At 59.9% G+C, this 17127-nt stretch carries 16 protein-coding genes and 1 pseudogene; 9 read left to right on the top strand and 8 right to left on the bottom strand.

Translation table 11 applies throughout. From position 1 onward, the window contains the following. The first annotated feature begins 3 nt into the window (after positions 1-3). The 4 genes from D6Z24_RS06450 (at position 4) to cysN (ending at position 5026) form a co-directional block, all read left to right on the top strand. On the top strand, positions 4-1338 hold the full coding sequence (locus tag D6Z24_RS06450) for an MATE family efflux transporter (protein ID WP_129126091.1): 1335 nt from the start codon (positions 4-6) through the stop codon (positions 1336-1338). Between the two features lie 366 nt (positions 1339-1704). Next, the gene (locus D6Z24_RS06445) at positions 1705-2415 is read left to right on the top strand and encodes a phosphoadenylyl-sulfate reductase (RefSeq protein WP_281275019.1); all 711 of its coding nucleotides are present in this window, start codon (positions 1705-1707) and stop codon (positions 2413-2415) included. Between the two features lie 56 nt (positions 2416-2471). Continuing rightward, positions 2472-3377, top strand: coding sequence for a sulfate adenylyltransferase subunit CysD (gene cysD / locus D6Z24_RS06440; RefSeq protein WP_129125744.1), 906 nt, complete (start codon positions 2472-2474; stop codon positions 3375-3377). Continuing rightward, complete coding sequence (gene cysN, locus D6Z24_RS06435; protein WP_129125743.1) at positions 3377-5026, top strand: sulfate adenylyltransferase subunit CysN; 1650 nt, start codon at positions 3377-3379, stop codon at positions 5024-5026. The genes cysD and cysN overlap by 1 nt, the downstream gene beginning before the upstream one ends. Positions 5027-5133: 107 nt before the next feature. On the opposite strand, the gene D6Z24_RS06425 is transcribed toward cysN, so the two are convergent. Then, positions 5134-6036 carry a YeiH family protein gene (locus D6Z24_RS06425; protein WP_246014587.1) on the bottom strand — a complete coding sequence of 301 codons (903 nt, stop codon included), beginning with the start codon at positions 6034-6036 and terminating at the stop codon, positions 5134-5136. A 144-nt stretch (positions 6037-6180) separates the two neighbouring features. On the opposite strand from D6Z24_RS06425, the gene D6Z24_RS06420 reads away from it, so the two are divergent. Next, positions 6181-7107, top strand: coding sequence for a LysR family transcriptional regulator (locus D6Z24_RS06420; protein WP_129125741.1), 927 nt, complete (start codon positions 6181-6183; stop codon positions 7105-7107). A 302-nt stretch (positions 7108-7409) separates the two neighbouring features. Here the strand turns inward: D6Z24_RS06420 and D6Z24_RS06415 are convergent, their stop codons facing one another. After that, positions 7410-7829: a hypothetical protein gene (locus D6Z24_RS06415; RefSeq protein ID WP_129125740.1), complete on the bottom strand. Its 420-nt coding sequence runs from the start codon at positions 7827-7829 to the stop codon at positions 7410-7412. 355 nt (positions 7830-8184) lie between these two features. On the opposite strand from D6Z24_RS06415, the gene D6Z24_RS06410 reads away from it, so the two are divergent. The 3 genes and pseudogenes from D6Z24_RS06410 (at position 8185) to D6Z24_RS21790 (ending at position 9626) form a co-directional block, all read left to right on the top strand. Continuing rightward, positions 8185-8442, top strand: a complete 258-nt coding sequence (locus tag D6Z24_RS06410; protein WP_129125739.1) for a SurA N-terminal domain-containing protein — start codon at positions 8185-8187, stop codon at positions 8440-8442. A 488-nt stretch (positions 8443-8930) separates the two neighbouring features. Then, positions 8931-9104: pseudogene (locus D6Z24_RS21795) on the top strand (helix-turn-helix domain-containing protein); the annotation flags it as partial. 117 nt (positions 9105-9221) lie between these two features. Next, complete coding sequence (locus tag D6Z24_RS21790; RefSeq protein WP_246014607.1) at positions 9222-9626, top strand: response regulator; 405 nt, start codon at positions 9222-9224, stop codon at positions 9624-9626. Between the two features lie 56 nt (positions 9627-9682). Here D6Z24_RS21790 and D6Z24_RS06400 read toward each other — a convergent pair whose 3' ends face one another. Beyond that, the gene (locus D6Z24_RS06400; protein WP_129125737.1) at positions 9683-9994 is read right to left on the bottom strand and encodes a hypothetical protein; all 312 of its coding nucleotides are present in this window, start codon (positions 9992-9994) and stop codon (positions 9683-9685) included. A gap of 187 nt (positions 9995-10181) precedes the next feature. Between D6Z24_RS06400 and D6Z24_RS06395 the strand changes: the two genes are divergently transcribed. Next, the gene (locus D6Z24_RS06395; RefSeq protein ID WP_129125736.1) at positions 10182-10751 is read left to right on the top strand and encodes a YcbK family protein; all 570 of its coding nucleotides are present in this window, start codon (positions 10182-10184) and stop codon (positions 10749-10751) included. A 34-nt stretch (positions 10752-10785) separates the two neighbouring features. On the opposite strand, the gene nhaD is transcribed toward D6Z24_RS06395, so the two are convergent. The 5 genes from nhaD to D6Z24_RS06370 form a co-directional block, all read right to left on the bottom strand. After that, positions 10786-12069, bottom strand: a complete 1284-nt coding sequence (gene nhaD / locus D6Z24_RS06390; RefSeq protein WP_129125735.1) for a sodium:proton antiporter NhaD — start codon at positions 12067-12069, stop codon at positions 10786-10788. 131 nt (positions 12070-12200) lie between these two features. Beyond that, on the bottom strand, positions 12201-13580 hold the full coding sequence (locus D6Z24_RS06385) for a TRAP transporter large permease (protein WP_129125734.1): 1380 nt from the start codon (positions 13578-13580) through the stop codon (positions 12201-12203). Then, the gene (locus tag D6Z24_RS06380; protein WP_198419512.1) at positions 13577-14248 is read right to left on the bottom strand and encodes a TRAP transporter small permease; all 672 of its coding nucleotides are present in this window, start codon (positions 14246-14248) and stop codon (positions 13577-13579) included. The genes D6Z24_RS06385 and D6Z24_RS06380 overlap by 4 nt, the downstream gene beginning before the upstream one ends. A gap of 69 nt (positions 14249-14317) precedes the next feature. Beyond that, positions 14318-15322: a TRAP transporter substrate-binding protein gene (locus tag D6Z24_RS06375; protein WP_129125733.1), complete on the bottom strand. Its 1005-nt coding sequence runs from the start codon at positions 15320-15322 to the stop codon at positions 14318-14320. 398 nt (positions 15323-15720) lie between these two features. Continuing rightward, positions 15721-17100, bottom strand: a complete 1380-nt coding sequence (locus tag D6Z24_RS06370) for a sigma-54-dependent transcriptional regulator (RefSeq protein WP_129125732.1) — start codon at positions 17098-17100, stop codon at positions 15721-15723. Positions 17101-17127: the final 27 nt, after the last annotated feature.

The raw sequence follows: 17127 nt of genomic DNA, 5'->3' as shown, positions 1-17127 counted from the left end.
GCAATGAACCACGTACCGCGCCTGCTGAAACTGGCAGGCCCCATGATACTTTCCACCTCCGCAATAACCCTGATGCAGATCGTCGACGCCATCGTCCTCTCGCGCTACTCCAGCGAGGCGGTGGCGGCGATCGGTCCGGCGGGGCTCGCCGTCATCCTGTTCCAGGGCTTTCTCTTCGGCACCGCCGGGTACGCCGGGACCTTCGTCGCCCATAACCACGGCCGCGGCGACCTCCCGGGCGTGCGCCGTTCCGCATGGCTCGGCATCCATACCTCGCTCGTTTCCGGGATAGCGGCACTGGCGCTCGCCTGGCCGCTTGCGCAGCTCTTCCTCTTTGCCGGGCACGCCCCGCAGGTCGCGCGCGACGAGACCGCCTATTTCGGGATCTGCATGGCGGGCTCGCTTTTTCCCGTGCTCGGTTCCGCACTCGCCGGCTGGCTCTCGGGGATCGGCAGACCGGCCCTGGTCACCGCGGTCACCTTTTTATCCTTTGTCGTCAACGCGTTGCTCGCCTTGGGACTGGTCCTCGGTGAATGGGGGCTGCCTCGCCTGGGAATCGCAGGCGCCGCGCTCGCCACCGTTTCCGCCCAGGCGGTTGCCGCCTTTCTTTACAGCGGCATCTTCATGGTTGCGGGAGGGTGGTCCGACCGTATCGCGAGGCGCCTTTCCAGGCCGGACTTCGCCCGCTTCTTGAAACTCGCCATGCCGATGGGGCTTCGCATCAGCGGCGAGCTCTGCGCCTGGACACTGTTCCTCGTCGCGCTCGGGCGGCTCGGCACCGTGGAACTCGCCGCCTCCAGTATCGCCTTCCGCATCAACGGCATGGCCTTCTTCCCGGCGCTCGGACTTGGTCAGGCGGCAGGGGTCCTGGTGGGGCACGCACGCGGGGCAGGGGAGGACGATCAGGTTCCAGAGATCGCGTTGCAGTCGCTTATCGTCTGCGAGGTCTGGATGTTCGCCATGGCGGTCCTCTTCGCCACCTGTCCGGGACCGCTCATGTCGCTTTTCGCCGGGGCCGGGCCGGAAAGTGCCCGCATCATCGAGACCGGCTCGGTGATCATGAAGTTCGTCGCCTTTTACTGCCTCTTCGACGCCGCCAACGTGATGACCGGCTGCGTCCTCTCTTCGGCGGGGGACACCGGCTGGGTCGCCCGCACCTTCCTCTACTCCTCGGCAGGTTTTCTCCTTCTGCTGTGGTTCATCTCCTGGCTGATCCCGAGCCTCATCGCGGAATGGACCCTTGCCACCTGTTTCGTCTTCTTCACCGCGGTGGTCTGGTCGTTGCGTTTCCGTTCCGGTGCCTGGAGGTCGATCCAGGTGCTGCATCAGCATCACTAGCCTGAGCTTCGCTTCCCCCTCCGCCGTCACCCCCATATCCTCAGCACCGGTCGCGCCGCGCTCCGGTCGCGCCTTTTTTTTGTTTTCCTACTCAACGTGTCGGCAATGGTTTGGATTTTGCTCTGAATCCCTTTGAAATTTCCTTGCGTCATGACATTTCACACAACCGATGAGATGTAGGATAGTCGTTTTGAAACAGTGTCTTAGCTGCAATTATCTGGCGTTGTTGAAGGGGCTGCTGCATGAGTTCGAATAAAACCTACTGATATTGTCTGCAATGGCTGTTATTTTTGTTGACTATGTTAGTGTGATAGGGTAAAAGGTGACTCAAGTTTTTTGAGAGGGAATACCTCCCGGCTCGAATCCATCCAAGAGGACGCCAACATGACATCTGTTCCCGAAATCGCCCCTAACGCAACCGCCCAGGAGATTCTCCGCCTCGGTGTGAGCGCAGCGCAAGGCCCCGTGAAGCTTGCCTGCTCGTTCTCCCTCGAGGACGTGGCCATCATCGAGCTGGCCCGGGAGGCCGGTCTGGAGGTCGGCGTCTTCGCGCTCGACACCGGCAGGCTGAACGAGGAGACCTACGAGGTGGCCGACGCCATCACGGAGCGCTACCGCATCCAGATCGACTGGTATTTCCCGAAGCACGAGGCGGTGGAAAAGCTGGAGCGCGAGAAGGGGCTCTTCTCCTTCCGCGAGTCGCTGGAGAACCGCCACGAGTGCTGCCACATCCGCAAGGTGGAGCCGCTCGGGCGCGCGCTCAAGGAGCTTTCCGGGTGGGTCACCGGCATGCGCCGTGAGCACAGCGTGACCAGGACGGATCTGAAGGCGATCGAACTGGATGCGCTGAACGGCGGCATCATCAAGATCAACCCGCTGCTCGACTGGAGCGAAGCCCGGTTGCTGGACTTCATACAGGAGCGTCGCCTGCCGCAGAACCGACTTCTGAAGCAGGGGTACCGCTCCATCGGCTGCGCCCCCTGCACAAGGGCGGTTCAGCCGGGAGAGGATTCCCGCGCGGGAAGGTGGTGGTGGGAGAACCCCGAACACAAGGAATGCGGCCTGCACCGGAGATAGACGGAGCGCGCCCGGCGCGACCGGCGCCGGTACAAAGATTCGATACGGGAAACGATATGAAGAAAAATCTGACGCACCTGCAGCAACTGGAAGCCGAGAGCATTCACATCATCCGCGAAGTGGTGGCCGAGTTCGAGAACCCGGTGATGCTCTACTCGATCGGCAAGGACTCCGCAGTCATGCTGCACCTGGCTCGCAAGGCCTTCTATCCGGCGCCGCCGCCTTTTCCGCTTTTGCACGTGGACACCACCTGGAAGTTCCGCGACATGATCGATTTCCGCGGCCGGATGGCGAAGGAATCAGGGATGGAGCTTCTCGTGCACGTGAACGAGGAAGGGGTGAAAAAAGGGGTCTCCCCGTTCACCCACGGCTCCGCCCTCTACACGGACGTCATGAAGACCGAGGGGCTCAAGCAGGCGCTCGATAAGTACAAGTTCGACGCCGCCTTCGGCGGGGCCCGTCGTGACGAAGAGAAGTCCCGTGCCAAGGAGCGCATCTTCTCCTTCCGGAGCGCGAACCACCGGTGGGACCCGAAGAACCAGCGCCCGGAACTCTGGAGTCTTTACAACACCCGCATCAAGCCGGGGGAGAGCATCCGGGTGTTCCCGCTCTCCAACTGGACCGAACTCGACATCTGGCAGTACATCCACCTGGAAGAGATCCCCATCGTCCCGCTCTATTACGCGGCGGTGCGCCCGGTGGTCGAGCGGGACGGCATGCTCATCATGGTCGATGACGACCGGCTCGAGTTGAAGCCCGGCGAGAAGATCGAACACAAGTCGGTCCGCTTCCGCACCCTGGGCTGCTACCCCCTGACCGGGGCGGTCGAGTCCGAGGCGGATACGCTGCCGGAAATCATCCAGGAAATGCTGCTCACCCGCACCTCCGAGCGTCAGGGCCGTCTGATCGACCATGACCAGGCCGGCTCCATGGAGAAGAAGAAACAGGAAGGGTACTTCTAATGGCACATCAATCGGAACTGATCGAGAAAGATATCCTTGCCTACCTGAAGAGCCAGGAAGAGAAGTCGCTTTTGCGCTTCATCACCTGCGGCAGCGTCGACGACGGCAAGAGCACCCTCATCGGGCGCCTTTTGTGGGACTCCAAGATGGTCTTCGAGGACCAGTTGGCGGCGCTCGAGGCCGACAGCAAGAAGGTGGGTACGCAAGGGGGCGCCATCGACTACGCCCTGCTTCTGGACGGGCTGCAGGCCGAGCGGGAACAGGGGATCACCATCGACGTCGCCTACCGTTTCTTCTCCACGGACCGGCGCAAGTTCATCGTCGCCGACACCCCGGGCCACGAGCAGTACACGAGAAACATGGTCACCGGGGCCTCGACCGCCAAGGTCGCCGTCATCCTGGTCGACGCTCGCAAGGGGCTGCTGACCCAGACCCGCAGGCACAGCTTCCTCGTTTCGCTGGTAGGCATCAGGCACATCGTGCTGGCGATCAACAAGATGGACCTGATCGGCTACGACGAGGAGAAATTCCGGGCCATCGAGGATGACTACCGCGCGTTCGCGGCGCCGCTCGGCTTCGAGAGCATAACTGCGCTCCCCATTTCGGCGCTGAACGGCGACAACATCATCGAGAAGAGCGCCGAGACCCCGTGGTACCAGGGGCCCACCCTGATGCACTTCCTGGAGACGGTGCAGGTCGAGGACGACAGGGACGAGCACCACTTCCGGCTTCCGGTGCAGTGGGTGAACCGTCCGAACCTCGATTTCCGCGGTTTCTGCGGCACCATCGCCTCCGGCACCATTCGTCCCGGCGACGATGTCCGCGTCGCGTCCTCCGGCCAAACGAGCCGGGTCGCCCGGATTGTGACCTTCAACGGCGATCTGGAAGAGGCGGTGGCCGGGCAGGCCGTAACGCTGACCCTCGAGGACGAGATTGACATCAGCCGCGGCGACATGCTCACGCGTCTGGACGCGCCCCCCCTTTACACGAGGCATCCCGAGGCGCACGTCGTCTGGATGCATGATGAGCCATTGCAGCCGGGGCAGCTTTACCTGGTGAAGACGGCGACCGGGGTGACCCCGGGGCGGGTTACCGCTGTGCAGTATGCGGTGGACGTGAACACCCTGGAGCAGAAGCAGGTTGCCACCCTGGGGCTTAACGAGATAGGTCTTGCCCGGCTCGAGCTGGACCGTCCGGTCTCCTTCGACCCGTACGGGACCAATCGCGACACGGGAAGCTTCATTCTCATCGACCGGTTCACCAATGCGACCGTAGCCGCCGGCATGGTCCTGGACGGGCCGGATGAAGCGCAGAAGGCGCATCTTTCACAGGAAGACAGCCCGTGGGCGCCGCGCCGCATCGTGCTCGATGCCGTCGCCGCGACCAACCTTAACGTGGTCGATCTGACCGAAGAGAAGGGGCTTTTCCTGCTGGATCTTGCCAGGAGCATCGAGGAGTACCTGGAAAAGGGGAACCGCATCCTCTTCCGGCTGCGGGACCTGGCCCAGTTGGAGTCGGTGGCGCAGTTGGCCTACGACAAGAACTTGGCCTTTGAGTTCGACCGCAACGGTGACGGCGCCAGTGTGCTGCTATTCAAGCGCGGCACAGCCCCCGCCAAGGGCTACGGCGATGATGGCACCGGTATCTAGCAGAGGATCAACATGGCCGGTCTGGCCAGTCCACCAGTCCGACCAGTCCGACCAGTCCGACTGGTCCGACTGGTCCGACTGGTCCGACTGGTCCGACTGGCTGCCGGCTAGCCTGCCGCGCTCACCATTAGCGCGGCCAGGGTCACGCCGCTGACCACGAGCCACAGCGTCACACCTTGCAGCATGGGGCGTACCCCGACCTTGCCCAAAACCTCTCTGCTAAGCCCCAGCCCCACGAAAAACAGGGAGACGCCCAGGCCGTGCCGGGCTAAAGCCGCAACCTGATTCCACTGCACCTCGAAAGCCGGCAATAGGGTCCGCATGGCTGCTGCTGCGATGAAGCCGATGATGAACAGCGGTACGCGTACCCTCTGGTCGGACTTTTTCAGCAGGGCCGCCCCGAAAACGACCGGCATGATCCACATGGCCCGGGTGAGCTTCACCGTGGTCCCGACCTTCAAGGCCTCTTCCCCGAACGCGGATGCCGCCCCGACGACGCTGCTCGTGTCGTGAATGGCAAGTCCAGCCCAAGTGCCGAACAGATCCTGGCGCAGGTTCAGCAGATGCCCTATCAGCGGAAATAGCAACAGAGCCACGGAGTTGAGGGTGAAGACGGTGCCGAGGGCCACCGCCGTCTCGTCGTCCTTGGCTTCCAGCACCGGCGCTAGCGCCGCAATCGCACTGCCGCCGCAAATTGCCGTTCCCGCAGATATCAGCGCAGATGTGTTGCTTTGAGTGCCGAAGAGCTTTCCCAACAGGTATCCGACGCCGAGAGTGAAACTAATCCCCACTATGGTGTACCCAAGGCTTTCCCTTCCCGTTTGCACCACTTCTCCCAGCTTTAGTCCAAAACCAAGCCCGACCACGGAGAGCTGCAGCGACACCCTGCTCAAGCTCGCGGTCCTTTGCGGCCAGTGGTTGCCCAAGGTCAGGGCGTAACCCGTCCCGAGGGCGAGGGCCAGGGCGGGGCCGCCCCATGGGGATATGGCCAGTGCCAGACATAGAATCATAACAACGCTTCGGACCTCAATGTGTCTCATTTTCCCCTCCTTAATGTGGAAATCTGTTGCCGATCATATGTCTTTTGAGATATAAATAAAAATTAGTAATTCAGATGAATAGCATCAGTTTGATTTATGCTTTCCGGGGGAGCTATGACGATAACGCTCAGGCAGCTTGAGATATTCGAGAAAGTCGCTTCATGCGGCGGGGTGACCCAGGCTAGCGGCCAACTGCTGTTGACCCAGTCTGCGGTCAGCATGGCGCTTGCCGAGCTGGAACGGCTGGCGGGAGCGCCCCTCTTCGAGCGGTCCGGCAGGCGGCTGTTTTTGAACGATAGGGGGCGGGAGCTGCTTCCTCAAGCGCGGGAGGTGCTTTCGCGCGTACGCATGATCGAGCTTTTCCTGGACGAGTCAGTCGGCGCACCTAAAGGGACTTTGGTCATCGGGGCGAGCACGACCATCGGCAACTACCTGTTGCCAGCGATAGTCGGCGAGTTCTCGAGGCGGTATTGCGACGCCAAAGCGCTGCTGCAGGTGGGCAACGCACTTCAGATAGAGCACGGGGTCGAGTCTGGTGAACTGGACCTTGGGCTCGTCGAAGGTCTGCCGCATCTTTCGTCGCTTGCTACCACCCCTTGGAGGCGGGATGAACTCGTGATCGTTGTCGGGCCGCAGCATCCTTGGGCGGTGGCTCGATCGGCCTCTCCTGACCTGCTGCGGGAAGCCCCGTGGATCGTGCGCGAGAAGGGCTCCGGAACAAGGGAGGTCTTCGAAGCGGCCATGGAGAGGGCAGGGGTGACTTATTCCATAGCCCTCGAGCTCGGTCATACCGAGGCGATCAAAAAGGCGGTGGAGGCGGGGCTCGGGGTTGGGTGCGTTTCCAGAATTGCGGTGCAGCGGGAACTTGATCACGGGTGGCTTTTAGAGGTTGCCAGCCCGGTGGATCTGCAGCGCACCCTGCTACTTGTCACCAGAAAAAACGACTACCGCACTGCGTTGATGCGAGCCTTCCTCGCGATGCTTGAAGAGAGCAGGGATGTGGACGAAGTGAGGGACGAGAAGGCGACGGAATCGGTTTGATGTTAAGAAGACCAAAATGATCTTTTTTATGTTGACTTGATGACGCCGCCGGTGTAGAACTAGATAACCTCAATTATGGGAAAGGAGATCAGGCAATGTGGACCTCTAAGTTTGCTATTCGTCCTGTATCGCACTGCAAAGAAGGTTGCAGTATTTAGCCCGTCTCTTAAGGGACGGGCGGCCCACAACCAAAAAGCCCCTGTAGAAATACAGGGGCTTTTTGTGTTTGTACCTCGAGGCGGCGCTCAGGCCGTATCTATGACTGCTGGTGATGGAATGGCAGCCGTAGAAGACGGCTTTACCTATGGCGCAACCAGTTTCCAGTTTACGCACGAAGAAGCGCGGAGGTCTTTTCTCTCCTTTATGGAAGGAGTAGCGACTGTCCCGTCGTGACAGGACATGCACAACCTCCCTTTGCCAAGTCGCGGATCGAAATCCTCGGGAACGGCGACATTGGCTGGAATGGCGAGCGCATATGTTTTCCCGGCCTTTGTCTGTTCGGCCTTGCTGTTCCACAACAGGCCACCCTCGGTAGTATCCTGGTGCGGGACATGACAGAACTGACACACCTTGCCCGTCCCCGGAACCGTGACGGGCGCGTTGGCCGCATGATCCGCTCCCTCGGAACTCGCACAAGGAGGCACGTCGGCTTCTGCGATGACGGCAATGCATAACACAGTAACAAAACTAATAACAAATCTGAGCATCGAGAGCTTGTACATGGCGATCTCTCCAGCCGGACCCGCTTTAAAGGCGCATTCGGCCGATGGATTTTGACGGTCACCTGTAGGTCAGGCTGCACCTCTTAAAAGCGACGGCATTCTACACATACATGACCTGATAAGCAAATGAAATATATATGTAGGAATAAATGAATATATCTTTCGGTATAGATTCCTACATTTTAGACGGACAAGCACGTATCGGAGCCTAGTGCCTCACCCCGACGGGACGCTTTTCATGCAGTCGTTGCCAATGAGGAGTGGTTCCTGCCAGATGGCTAATGCTTTCAAGCTTGAAGACTTTGAGGCAATACAGTAAGGTGCCGAGCTGCACGCGATGTCATCTTTTAGGAGGATGAAGGAGTTTATGAGAAGCGGTAAGAAGGGCGGTTTTGTGATGATACTGTTTTGCCTGCCATTCGTGCTGGAGTGGTGGTTCCTCAGCTCCATGCATTCCGGTCCGGCCATTGCGGTTGTCTTTTTACTGCTCGGGCTGCTTTTCCTCTGCTACTGTGCCATCGCCATGTTACTCCCGGAGCCGCCCGCCCCGCAGAGGATAGGAAACTTCTCGTTCTCCTCGCCGGATACTCTCCAGCGCAAATATCTTTCCTAGTTTTTTCCCACTTGTCCCGGCTCGGGCTGTCAGCCTCCATCGAAAGCAGCCTGACTTGCAGACATGTTAGCCCGCTATCTTTCTGTCGACCGTTCGCTGAGACAACCTTCCTTCGTACCAGCAACCCACTGTATACGCCGGGGGCTACCGAAATACTTGTCATATTCTCGCCTACACATGAATAAAATTTACTGTTTTTCGGAATTGCCCGGTTCTGGATATGCAGGCAGGATACTGCAGTGTAAACACCGCCAAGGTGCGCTTGCTTGTCCTTTGCGGTGCGTTTTGTCACGCCAAATCAAGTGTTTAATAGGGTGCTGGTAAATGGGGGGCATGATGATGCCGCCCGTGCATTCGAAGGTTCACTACGGCGCTCTCGGATTGCACAGTGCTGTCATAAGGGATATTTTTTTGTTGTGGGGGTAATTGTCTACAGTAATTTAAGTGAATATTTGCTATAAAAGCTTCCCAAGTCTGGAGGAGCATTAATGACCATTGAAGAAGCATTCGGCATAGTCGTACGAAGACTGAGAAGGGAACGCAACCTCTCTCAGGACAGGCTGTCTATGTTAAGCTGCCTGGACCGCAAATTCATATCCAACATCGAAGGCGGTAAACAGCAGCCGAGTCTCTTGTCCATTTTTGCCCTTGCCTCCGCCCTCAACGCATCCGCCTCCAGTATCATCTTCGAGACAGAATTCATCTTGAAAATAAACACTCCGGAAAGGATGAGGCCGGACGGGAGCAAGATCGACTGGATCAGTAGCATGGAGATCATGATGAACAAGATTAACAACTGCTACCAGGGGACAGAGACCATTCTGATCGTCGATGACGAGAAACAGTTGCGCGAGATGCTCTCTGATTTCCTCGTAAGCTACGGTTACCGGGTGATCACTGCTGAAGACGGTCAGGACGCGCTGGACAAGTACAAGCAGAACGAGCCGATACATCTGGTGGTCATGGACGTGGTCATGCCCCGCAAGGATGGCATCAGCTGTTTCAGGGAGATAAAGAAGGTGAACCCGGCCGCGAAGGCGGTGTTCATGAGCGGCTACCGCCCGGACCACCTGCAGGCCAAGCCGGATTTCCAGCTCATCCAGAAGCCGTTCTCGCCGGTCGAGATGATCAAGGCGATAAGGAGCGCGCTGGAGAGTGAGCAGGACGTGGCCTGCGATAGCTGATCTCTCTGGAGAATGATGGATACATGAAGGGACGTTCCGAGGAACGTCCCTTTTTTTTATCCCAGCTGGTACCAAAGGCTGAGCATCCACGCGGTGGCGAGGGTCGAGGAAAACCAGATGATGGCCCGCGGCGTGATGTCTTTGGGGATGTCGAGGTACGGCCGTTCGCCGCGCAGCGATTGAATCCTAAACTCTATGGTTTGCTTGCCGTGGACGAACACTGCGATGGAGACCGGAAACCAAACGGCTCCCGATAGGGTGAGAAGGGCGCTCAGCGGGCCTTCGAGGTGCTCCCCCATGGAGAGCAGAAGCGCCAGCGTGATCCCTGAAACAAACGCTGTGGTCTTGGTGGCGTAGGGTATTTTCATGGCAGGCCCCGTGCTGACCGGAGGTGGGTGCCGACCCACACAGCAAAGCACACAACGCCACATTAGCAAGTTAAAGACAGCGGAAGATGAGGGGGGATGTGAGGGGTAAGGGTTGACAGCTTGAGAGAGTTTGTGGTAGCAAGGGATTGGCGACGGCTCGCTAATTACCTGATTTATAGAGGTTTATGTGAAAGATGCAATGTTGTGCCGCAGGATGTTTCTCAAGTCCTCCGCCTTTTTTGCTGCGACCCTTATCGGTGCCAAATCGGCCTTTGCGAGGCTAGTCGACGGCGGTACCGGCGGCCTTACCGAGGGCAAACTCTCCCTGTACAACGTCAACTGCAACGAACGGTTGACCGTAACCTACCGCAACAGTCTCGGCGAGTACTGCGATGAAGCGCTGCAGTCCCTGAACTGGATCTTCCGCTGCCACCATACCAACCAGACCACGGAAATGGACCTGCGCGTCGTCGAATACCTGAACCGGCTGGACAACACCTTGGGGGGCGACAACGAGATTCACATCATCTCCGGTTACCGCTCTCCCGAATACAACGCCGAGTTGCGCCGCCGCTCAAAGGGGGTCGCGAAAGACAGCCTTCACATGAAGGGGATGGCCATCGACCTCGCCATACCGAAATTCGGGCTCGACCGGATAAGGAAAGGCGCCCTGACTCTTGCCGCGGGCGGCGTCGGTTACTACCCTCAGTCCGGTTTCGTTCACATCGACTCCGGGCACTTCAGGACCTGGGGATAGCCCGGATGCCACAGGACTGCGCAAGCATCAGCCGTCACCCAAAGATCCTCGTCTGCAGCAAGTAAACTCCTATCCCTCCGAAGTAGCCCAAAAGGGCAAGCCCGCTGATTCTCCTCACATACCAGAAGAAGTGCACCTTTTCGAGCCCCATGGCGGCCACCCCGGCGGCCGAGCCGATGACGAGAATGGAACCGCCGGTGCCGGCGCAGTAGGCCATGAATTCCCAGAGAAAACTGTCCGCCGGATGCGCTGCCAGGTTGTACATCCCCATGGAGGCGGCAACGAGCGGCACGTTGTCGACGATGGCGCTCACAAGCCCGATCAGGGTGACGATCAGGTCGAGGCGTCCCACGGTACGGTCGAGCCAGCCGGCGATTGCCGACAGGATGTGCGTGTGCTCAAGCGTTGCCACCGCGAGCAGGATGCCGATGAAGAAGACGATGGAGCTCATGTCGATCTTCTCCAGGGCGTGTGCCAGGGTGAAGTGCCGCTTGTCCATCTCCTCCTTGTTCCTGTGCACGAGGTCACCGGCGAGCCAGAGTATGCCGAGCCCGAGCAGTATCCCCATGAAAGGGGGGAGGTGGGTCACCGTCTTGAACACCGGGACGCTCACCAGGATGCCGATGCCGAGCAGGAACATGAGGTTGCGCTCGAAGAGGGTGCTCTGCGGAATGTCGCCGTTTTCCTCACGGACCGGAGCCACCACCTCGCGGCCTCTCAATTGGAACGCGACCACGGCAAGCGGCAGCAAAAGGTTCACCAGCGAAGGGGCGAGCACCCCCTTCATGATCGCCAGGGTGGTGATCTGACCGCCGATCCAGAGCATGGTGGTGGTGACATCGCCGATCGGGGTCCAGGCACCACCGGCGTTGGCGGCGATGACGATGAGACCGGCGAAGAAGAGGCGGTCCTCGTGGTTGTCGAGGAGCTTCTTCATCAGCGAGATCATGACGATGGTGGTGGTCAGGTTGTCGAGCACCGAACTCAGAAAGAAGGTGACGAAACCCACCAGCCACATGAGCGAGGCGAGCTTTCTGGTCCTTATGTGGGAGGTGATCACCTCGAACCCGTTGTGGGCGTCGATCACCTCCACGATGGTCATGGCGCCGATCAGGAAGAAGACGATCTGCGCCGTGGACGCGAGCGACTCGTTCAACTGGTGCACGACCAGGTGGGAGTCCGGGGTGGCGAGTGCGTAGACGGACCAGAGCAGCCCCGCGCCGAGAAGCGCCGAGGATGACTTGTTGATCCCGATGGGGTGTTCAAGGGCGATGGCCGCATAGGCGATTAAGAAGATGGCGACGAGCACGGTTACCATGGGAGTGACTTTCCTTGGGAGTGGCGCTTGGGGGACTCGGGCATTGATAGCGCAACTTGGTCAGCGGGTAAAGGTAAAAAGGGCCTGTCATCTGGACAGGCCCTTTTTCGTTCAACGGTTCGGCGATGCCGCTAGTAACCGAGTGCGCGCGGCAGCCACAGCGAGATGATCGGCACGTAGGTGACGAGAATCATGAAGCAGAGCATGGCGAGCAGCCAAGGCCAGACCGCCACGGTCAGCTCCGATATCCCCATCTTCGTGATGCCGCTCGATACGTAGAGGTTGAGTCCCACCGGCGGGTGGCACATGCCGACCTCCATGTTCACCGTGATGAGCACGCCGAAGTGCACCGGGTCTATGCCGAGCTGCATGGCGACCGGGAACAGGATCGGGGCGAGGATCAGGATGATGGAGGAGGGCTCCATGACGTTACCGGCCAGAAGCAGCAGCACGTTGGTCACCAAAAGGAAGGAGACCACGCCCAGGTTGTGGCCGAGGATCCAGTCCGCCATGAGCTGCGGGATGTTCTCGTGCGTCATCAGAAAGCTGAAGAGCACCGCGTTGGTGATGATGTACAGAAGCATCGCCGACATGCTCGCCGAGTCCAAGAGCACCTTCGGGACCTTCTTGAAGGGGACGTCGCGGTAGACGAAGACGGCGATGACGAAGGCGTACACCGCGCTCATCGCAGCCGCCTCGGTCGGGGTGAACATGCCGGAGTAGATGCCGCCCAGGACGATGACGATCAGGAACAGGCCCCAGACGCTGTCGCGGAAAGCCTTGGCCCGCTCGCCCCAGGTCGCCTTCTTCATGCGGGGGAGGTCCCCTTTCTTAGCGCGATACCAGGCCACGAGGCCGAGCAGGGTGGCCAGCATGAGTCCGGGGATGACCCCCCCCATGAAGAGCGCACCCACCGAGGAGTTGGTGGCGACGCAGTAGACCACCATCGGGATGGAGGGGGGGATCAGGATGCCCAGCGAACCCGACGTGGTGATGACGCCGGCGCCGAAGCGCTTCGGGTAGCCGGCGCGCACCATGGCGGGCATCATGATGGAGCCGATGGCGACGACGGTGGCGGGGCTCGACCCGGAGACCGCGGCGAAGAGGGCGCAGGCCATGACGCCGGCAAGTGCCAGGCCGCCGTGCCAGTGCCCGACCATGGAGGTGGCGAAGTTGATCATCCTCTTCGCCACGCCGCCGTGGGTCAGGAAGTTACCGGCCAGGATGAAGAACGGGATCGCCATGATCTCGAACTTCTCGATGCCGGTGAAGAGCTTCATGGCGACCGCCTCGGTCGGCACCTCCGAGAAGAAGAAGAGGAAGGTGAGCACGGTAAGGCCGAGTGCGATGGAGATGGGCATCCCCGTCAGCATAAGGGCCAATAGAAGCGCGAAGACGATGCCGGTGCTGCCGAGGGTGGCTATCGCTCCAAGGATCACGGCGATGGCGAGAAGCCAGGTCGCCGCCTTTTTCTTGGAAAACTGTTCCCAGCCGGCTACTGCAGTACTCATTTCACACCCCCAGCTTCCTTATGATTGAACTTGTGCTGCTCGTATTCCTCCAGCGCCTCGGTGGAGTCGAGCGTGCCGATCTCGTCGATGCCGTCGACGTGGGTGTGGTCGTGGCGCGGCAGCTCGCCGGTGCGCAGGAAGGCGTATCCCACCTGCAGGAAACGGAAGCACATGAGGTACGAGCCGAGCGGCACGGCGCAATAGACGATCCAGGTCGGCCACTCGAGGTCCGGGGTGGTGGGGCCTTCGATCAGGTCGGCGACGTTCATGCCGAGCTTGTTGAAGACGGCGTAGTGCATGCCGTTTTCCCAGACGAACTTGGCGCCCAGCGAGCCGATCAGGCCGGTGAAGATGACGCCGCCCAGGACCGCGATGATCACGGTGGTCTTGCGCCAGGAATCGGGGAGGCGGGTCACCAGAACGTCCACCCCCACGTGGATGCCGCTTCTGACGCCGTAGGCGGCGCCGAACTTGGCCATCCAGACGAACATGTAGATGCAGAGCTCCTGCGCCCAGCTCATGTTAATGGTCAGCAGCCAGTCCTGCAGCCCCGGGATCGGGAGGCCGGACAGGTAGCGATGGGCGACGGCGACGGCGATGATCACCGTGGCGGCGCCGATGAGGAAGGTGATGATGATTTCCTCAAGATGGTCAAGATACTTCATCATGATGGGCTTCTCCTGGAACTCTCGGCGACGGCCGCCTCGATGCGGCCGTCGCGTCAAGGTTCGGCGTGATTAGTTCGCGTTGTACCCGGTGGCTGCGTAGACTTCCTTCACGATGTCGGCGCCGATGCGGCCCATGTTCTCCTTGTGAGCCTTGTCCATCGCCTTCTTCCAGGCGGCACGTTCCTGCGGGGTGAGGGTGATCAGCTGGCTGCGGCCTGACTTCTTGACGGCCGCGAGCGCCTCGTCGTTGTCCTTCTTGGCGACGTCGTTGGCGAACTTGGTAGCGTCCTTCATGCACCCTTCGAGGATGGTGCGGATGTCGGCGGGCAGCCCCATCCAGAACTTCTTGTTCACGATGACCGCATAGCCTAAGTAGCCGTGGTCGGAGAGGGTGACGTACTTCTGCACCTCGTGCATCTTCTGGGTGTAGAGGTTGGAGGGGGGATTCTCGGTGCCGTCGACGACGCCGGTCTGCAGCGCCTGGTACACCTCGGAGAAGGCGAGTACCTGCGGGATGGCACCTACCGAGCGCATCTGGGAGTCGAGCACCTTGGAGGACTGGATGCGCATCTTCTGGCCCCTGAAGTCGGCGACGTTCTTGAGCGGCTTGTTGTCGCTCATCACCTTGAAGCCGTTATCCCAGTATGCGAGACCGAGGATCCCCTTCGGCTCGAGCTTCTTGAGGAGTTTGGCGCCTACCGGACCCTGGGTGACCTTGTGCAGTTCCTGGTAGTTGTCGAAGATGAAGGGGAGGTCGAACACCTCGAACTCCTTTACGCCGAGCGGTGCGAACTTCGCAAGGGAGGGGGCGAGCATCTGGACCGCGCCGAGCTGCAGGGCTTCCATCTCCTCCTTGTCCTTGTAAAGCTGGCTGTTCGGGTAGACCTCGACCTTCACGCGCCCCTTGGTGCGCTCTTCGGCGATCTTCTTGAAGTAATCGGCGGCCTGTCCTTTCGGGGTATGCTGCGCGACGACGTGGCTGAACTTGATCACGATCGGGGCTGCGAAGGCGTTCACCGGCAGGGCGAGTGCCGCCGCCATGGCCAACGTTTTAAAACAGGCTTTCAGGTTCATAGGGTATTCCTCCTTGGTTGTTGTCCTGCTGTTATGTGAAAATATTTATTAGTTTTGTAACTGCGCCTTGTATGTGGCCTGAAGTATGTCCGTATACGATACATTGTTCTGTTGCAACTGCGGTGCCATATGATGGGAGTCGTAACGTATTGATTAATGAATGTCGGCGCGGACAGAATGATGGTTGAAAGGTGAGGTGGTGGCGGAAAACGGCCACATGGGTGGCGGATATCTGCCAAAAGCGGTCTCGGCGGTCGGATTAAAAACTTTGTGCGGGTACGGCGGGTGAGGGTAGTTGCCGTTGGTGCGGGCTAATGTTGGCGGTGCGCCGAAAATAGAACGAGGCGGGCCTGCGGCCACGCCTCGTCATCTTTTCACAGCATCAGGTATTGCAAGGGCTAGAGGCCGTATTTGTCCATCTTGTAACGCAGGGTGCCGCGGGGGATCCTCAAAATCGTGGCGGTCTGCAGTACGTTGCCGCCCGCTTTCTGCAACGCCTGCCGGATGAGCGTCTTCTCGATGCTGTTGATCGCCTCCTCCAGCCCGACATCCTCCGGAACTTCTATCGCTGTTGCGGTGGTGACCATCGCCGCATGATCGCCGTCCTGGCTGTTCCTGATTTCAAGCGGCAGGTGCTCCGGCAGGAGGGTCGGTCCCGTGCGCATGATGCAGATGCGCTCGATGACGTTTCTGAGTTCGCGCACGTTTCCGGGCCAGGCGTACTGCGCCATGAGTTGTTCCGCCTCGGGTGAGATGTCGCGGAACTGGCGCCCGAAGGAGCGGCTGAACCCGTCGAGGAAGTAGGCGGCGAGGGCGGCTATGTCGGCGGTGCGCTCGCGCAGGGGCGGGATGTGGATCGGGAAGACGTTCAGGCGGTAGAAGAGGTCTTCCCGGAAGCTCTTCTCGGCGATGCGCTGCAAAAGGTCGCGGTTCGTCGCCGCGATCACCCGCACGTCGATGGTGACGTCCTTCACCGCGCCGACCCTCCGTATGGACCTCTCCTGCAGCACCCTCAGGAGCTTTGCCTGCATCGCCATGTCCATCTCACCGATCTCGTCGAGGAAAATGGTGCCGTGGTGCGCCTCCTCGAAGAGCCCCTTCTTGCGTCCGCTCGCACCGGTGAAGGACCCTTTCTCGTGGCCGAAGAGTTCGCTCTCAAGGAGCGTCGCCGGTATCGAGGCGCAGTTGATGGCGATGAAGGGGGCCTCCTTGCGGTCCGACAGGTCGTGGATGGCCCGGGCCACCAGTTCCTTGCCGGTCCCCGATTCGCCGGTGACCAGGACCGTAGAGGGGATGCGTGCTATTTCGCGCACCTGGGCCACCACCTCGTTGAAGGCATCGCTTTTCCCGATGATGGGGGAGGAACCAGGGAGCGAGGCGTTTCCCTGACGCAGCTTGCGCACCTCGCGCTTCAGGGTCTGGGTCTTCAGCGCGAGCTTTACGATGAGGCGCAAGGCGTCCGCCTTGAACGGCTTTTTCATGTAATGGAAGGCACCAAGCTGCAGCGATTCCACCGCGCTTTCGACCGAGCCGTACCCGGTTATGATGATCACCAGCAGCTCCGGGTCGAGCTCCTTCAGGGCCTTGAGGACGTCGATGCCGTTCTCGGTTCCGAGGTTCAGGTCCAAAAGGGCGAGATCGATCTGCTCCGAGGCGACGATGTCGCGGGCTTCCTGTCCGGTCTGGGCGGTGCAGACCTGGAACCCTTCTCCGGATAGGATGCGCTGCACGTTTTCGCAGATGAAGGCTTCGTCGTCGATGATCAGTATCTTTTCCATGCGTTCCTTTTCCTGTTCCGGATGCTC

Source organism: Geomonas oryzae, from assembly GCF_004117875.1.
Lineage (GTDB): Bacteria > Desulfobacterota > Desulfuromonadia > Geobacterales > Geobacteraceae > Geomonas > Geomonas oryzae.
The sequence above is the reverse complement of the archived record's forward strand: the minus strand, read 5'-3'. Positions and strand labels throughout refer to the sequence as shown.

Coding starts and splice junctions, on each gene's coding strand:
- D6Z24_RS06370 (WP_129125732.1), bottom strand. CDS start 17,100: ATGGAAAAGATACTGATCATCGACGACGAAGCCTTCATCTGCGAAAAC.
- D6Z24_RS06415 (WP_129125740.1), bottom strand. CDS start 7,829: ATGTACAAGCTCTCGATGCTCAGATTTGTTATTAGTTTTGTTACTGTG.
- D6Z24_RS21790 (WP_246014607.1), top strand. CDS start 9,222: ATGAACAAGATTAACAACTGCTACCAGGGGACAGAGACCATTCTGATC.
- nhaD (WP_129125735.1), bottom strand. CDS start 12,069: ATGGTAACCGTGCTCGTCGCCATCTTCTTAATCGCCTATGCGGCCATC.
- cysD (WP_129125744.1), top strand. CDS start 2,472: ATGAAGAAAAATCTGACGCACCTGCAGCAACTGGAAGCCGAGAGCATT.
- D6Z24_RS06420 (WP_129125741.1), top strand. CDS start 6,181: ATGACGATAACGCTCAGGCAGCTTGAGATATTCGAGAAAGTCGCTTCA.
- D6Z24_RS06425 (WP_246014587.1), bottom strand. CDS start 6,036: ATGATTCTATGTCTGGCACTGGCCATATCCCCATGGGGCGGCCCCGCC.
- D6Z24_RS06375 (WP_129125733.1), bottom strand. CDS start 15,322: ATGAACCTGAAAGCCTGTTTTAAAACGTTGGCCATGGCGGCGGCACTC.
- D6Z24_RS06400 (WP_129125737.1), bottom strand. CDS start 9,994: ATGAAAATACCCTACGCCACCAAGACCACAGCGTTTGTTTCAGGGATC.
- D6Z24_RS06380 (WP_198419512.1), bottom strand. CDS start 14,248: ATGATGAAGTATCTTGACCATCTTGAGGAAATCATCATCACCTTCCTC.
- cysN (WP_129125743.1), top strand. CDS start 3,377: ATGGCACATCAATCGGAACTGATCGAGAAAGATATCCTTGCCTACCTG.
- D6Z24_RS06410 (WP_129125739.1), top strand. CDS start 8,185: ATGAAGGAGTTTATGAGAAGCGGTAAGAAGGGCGGTTTTGTGATGATA.
- D6Z24_RS06385 (WP_129125734.1), bottom strand. CDS start 13,580: ATGAGTACTGCAGTAGCCGGCTGGGAACAGTTTTCCAAGAAAAAGGCG.
- D6Z24_RS06450 (WP_129126091.1), top strand. CDS start 4: ATGAACCACGTACCGCGCCTGCTGAAACTGGCAGGCCCCATGATACTT.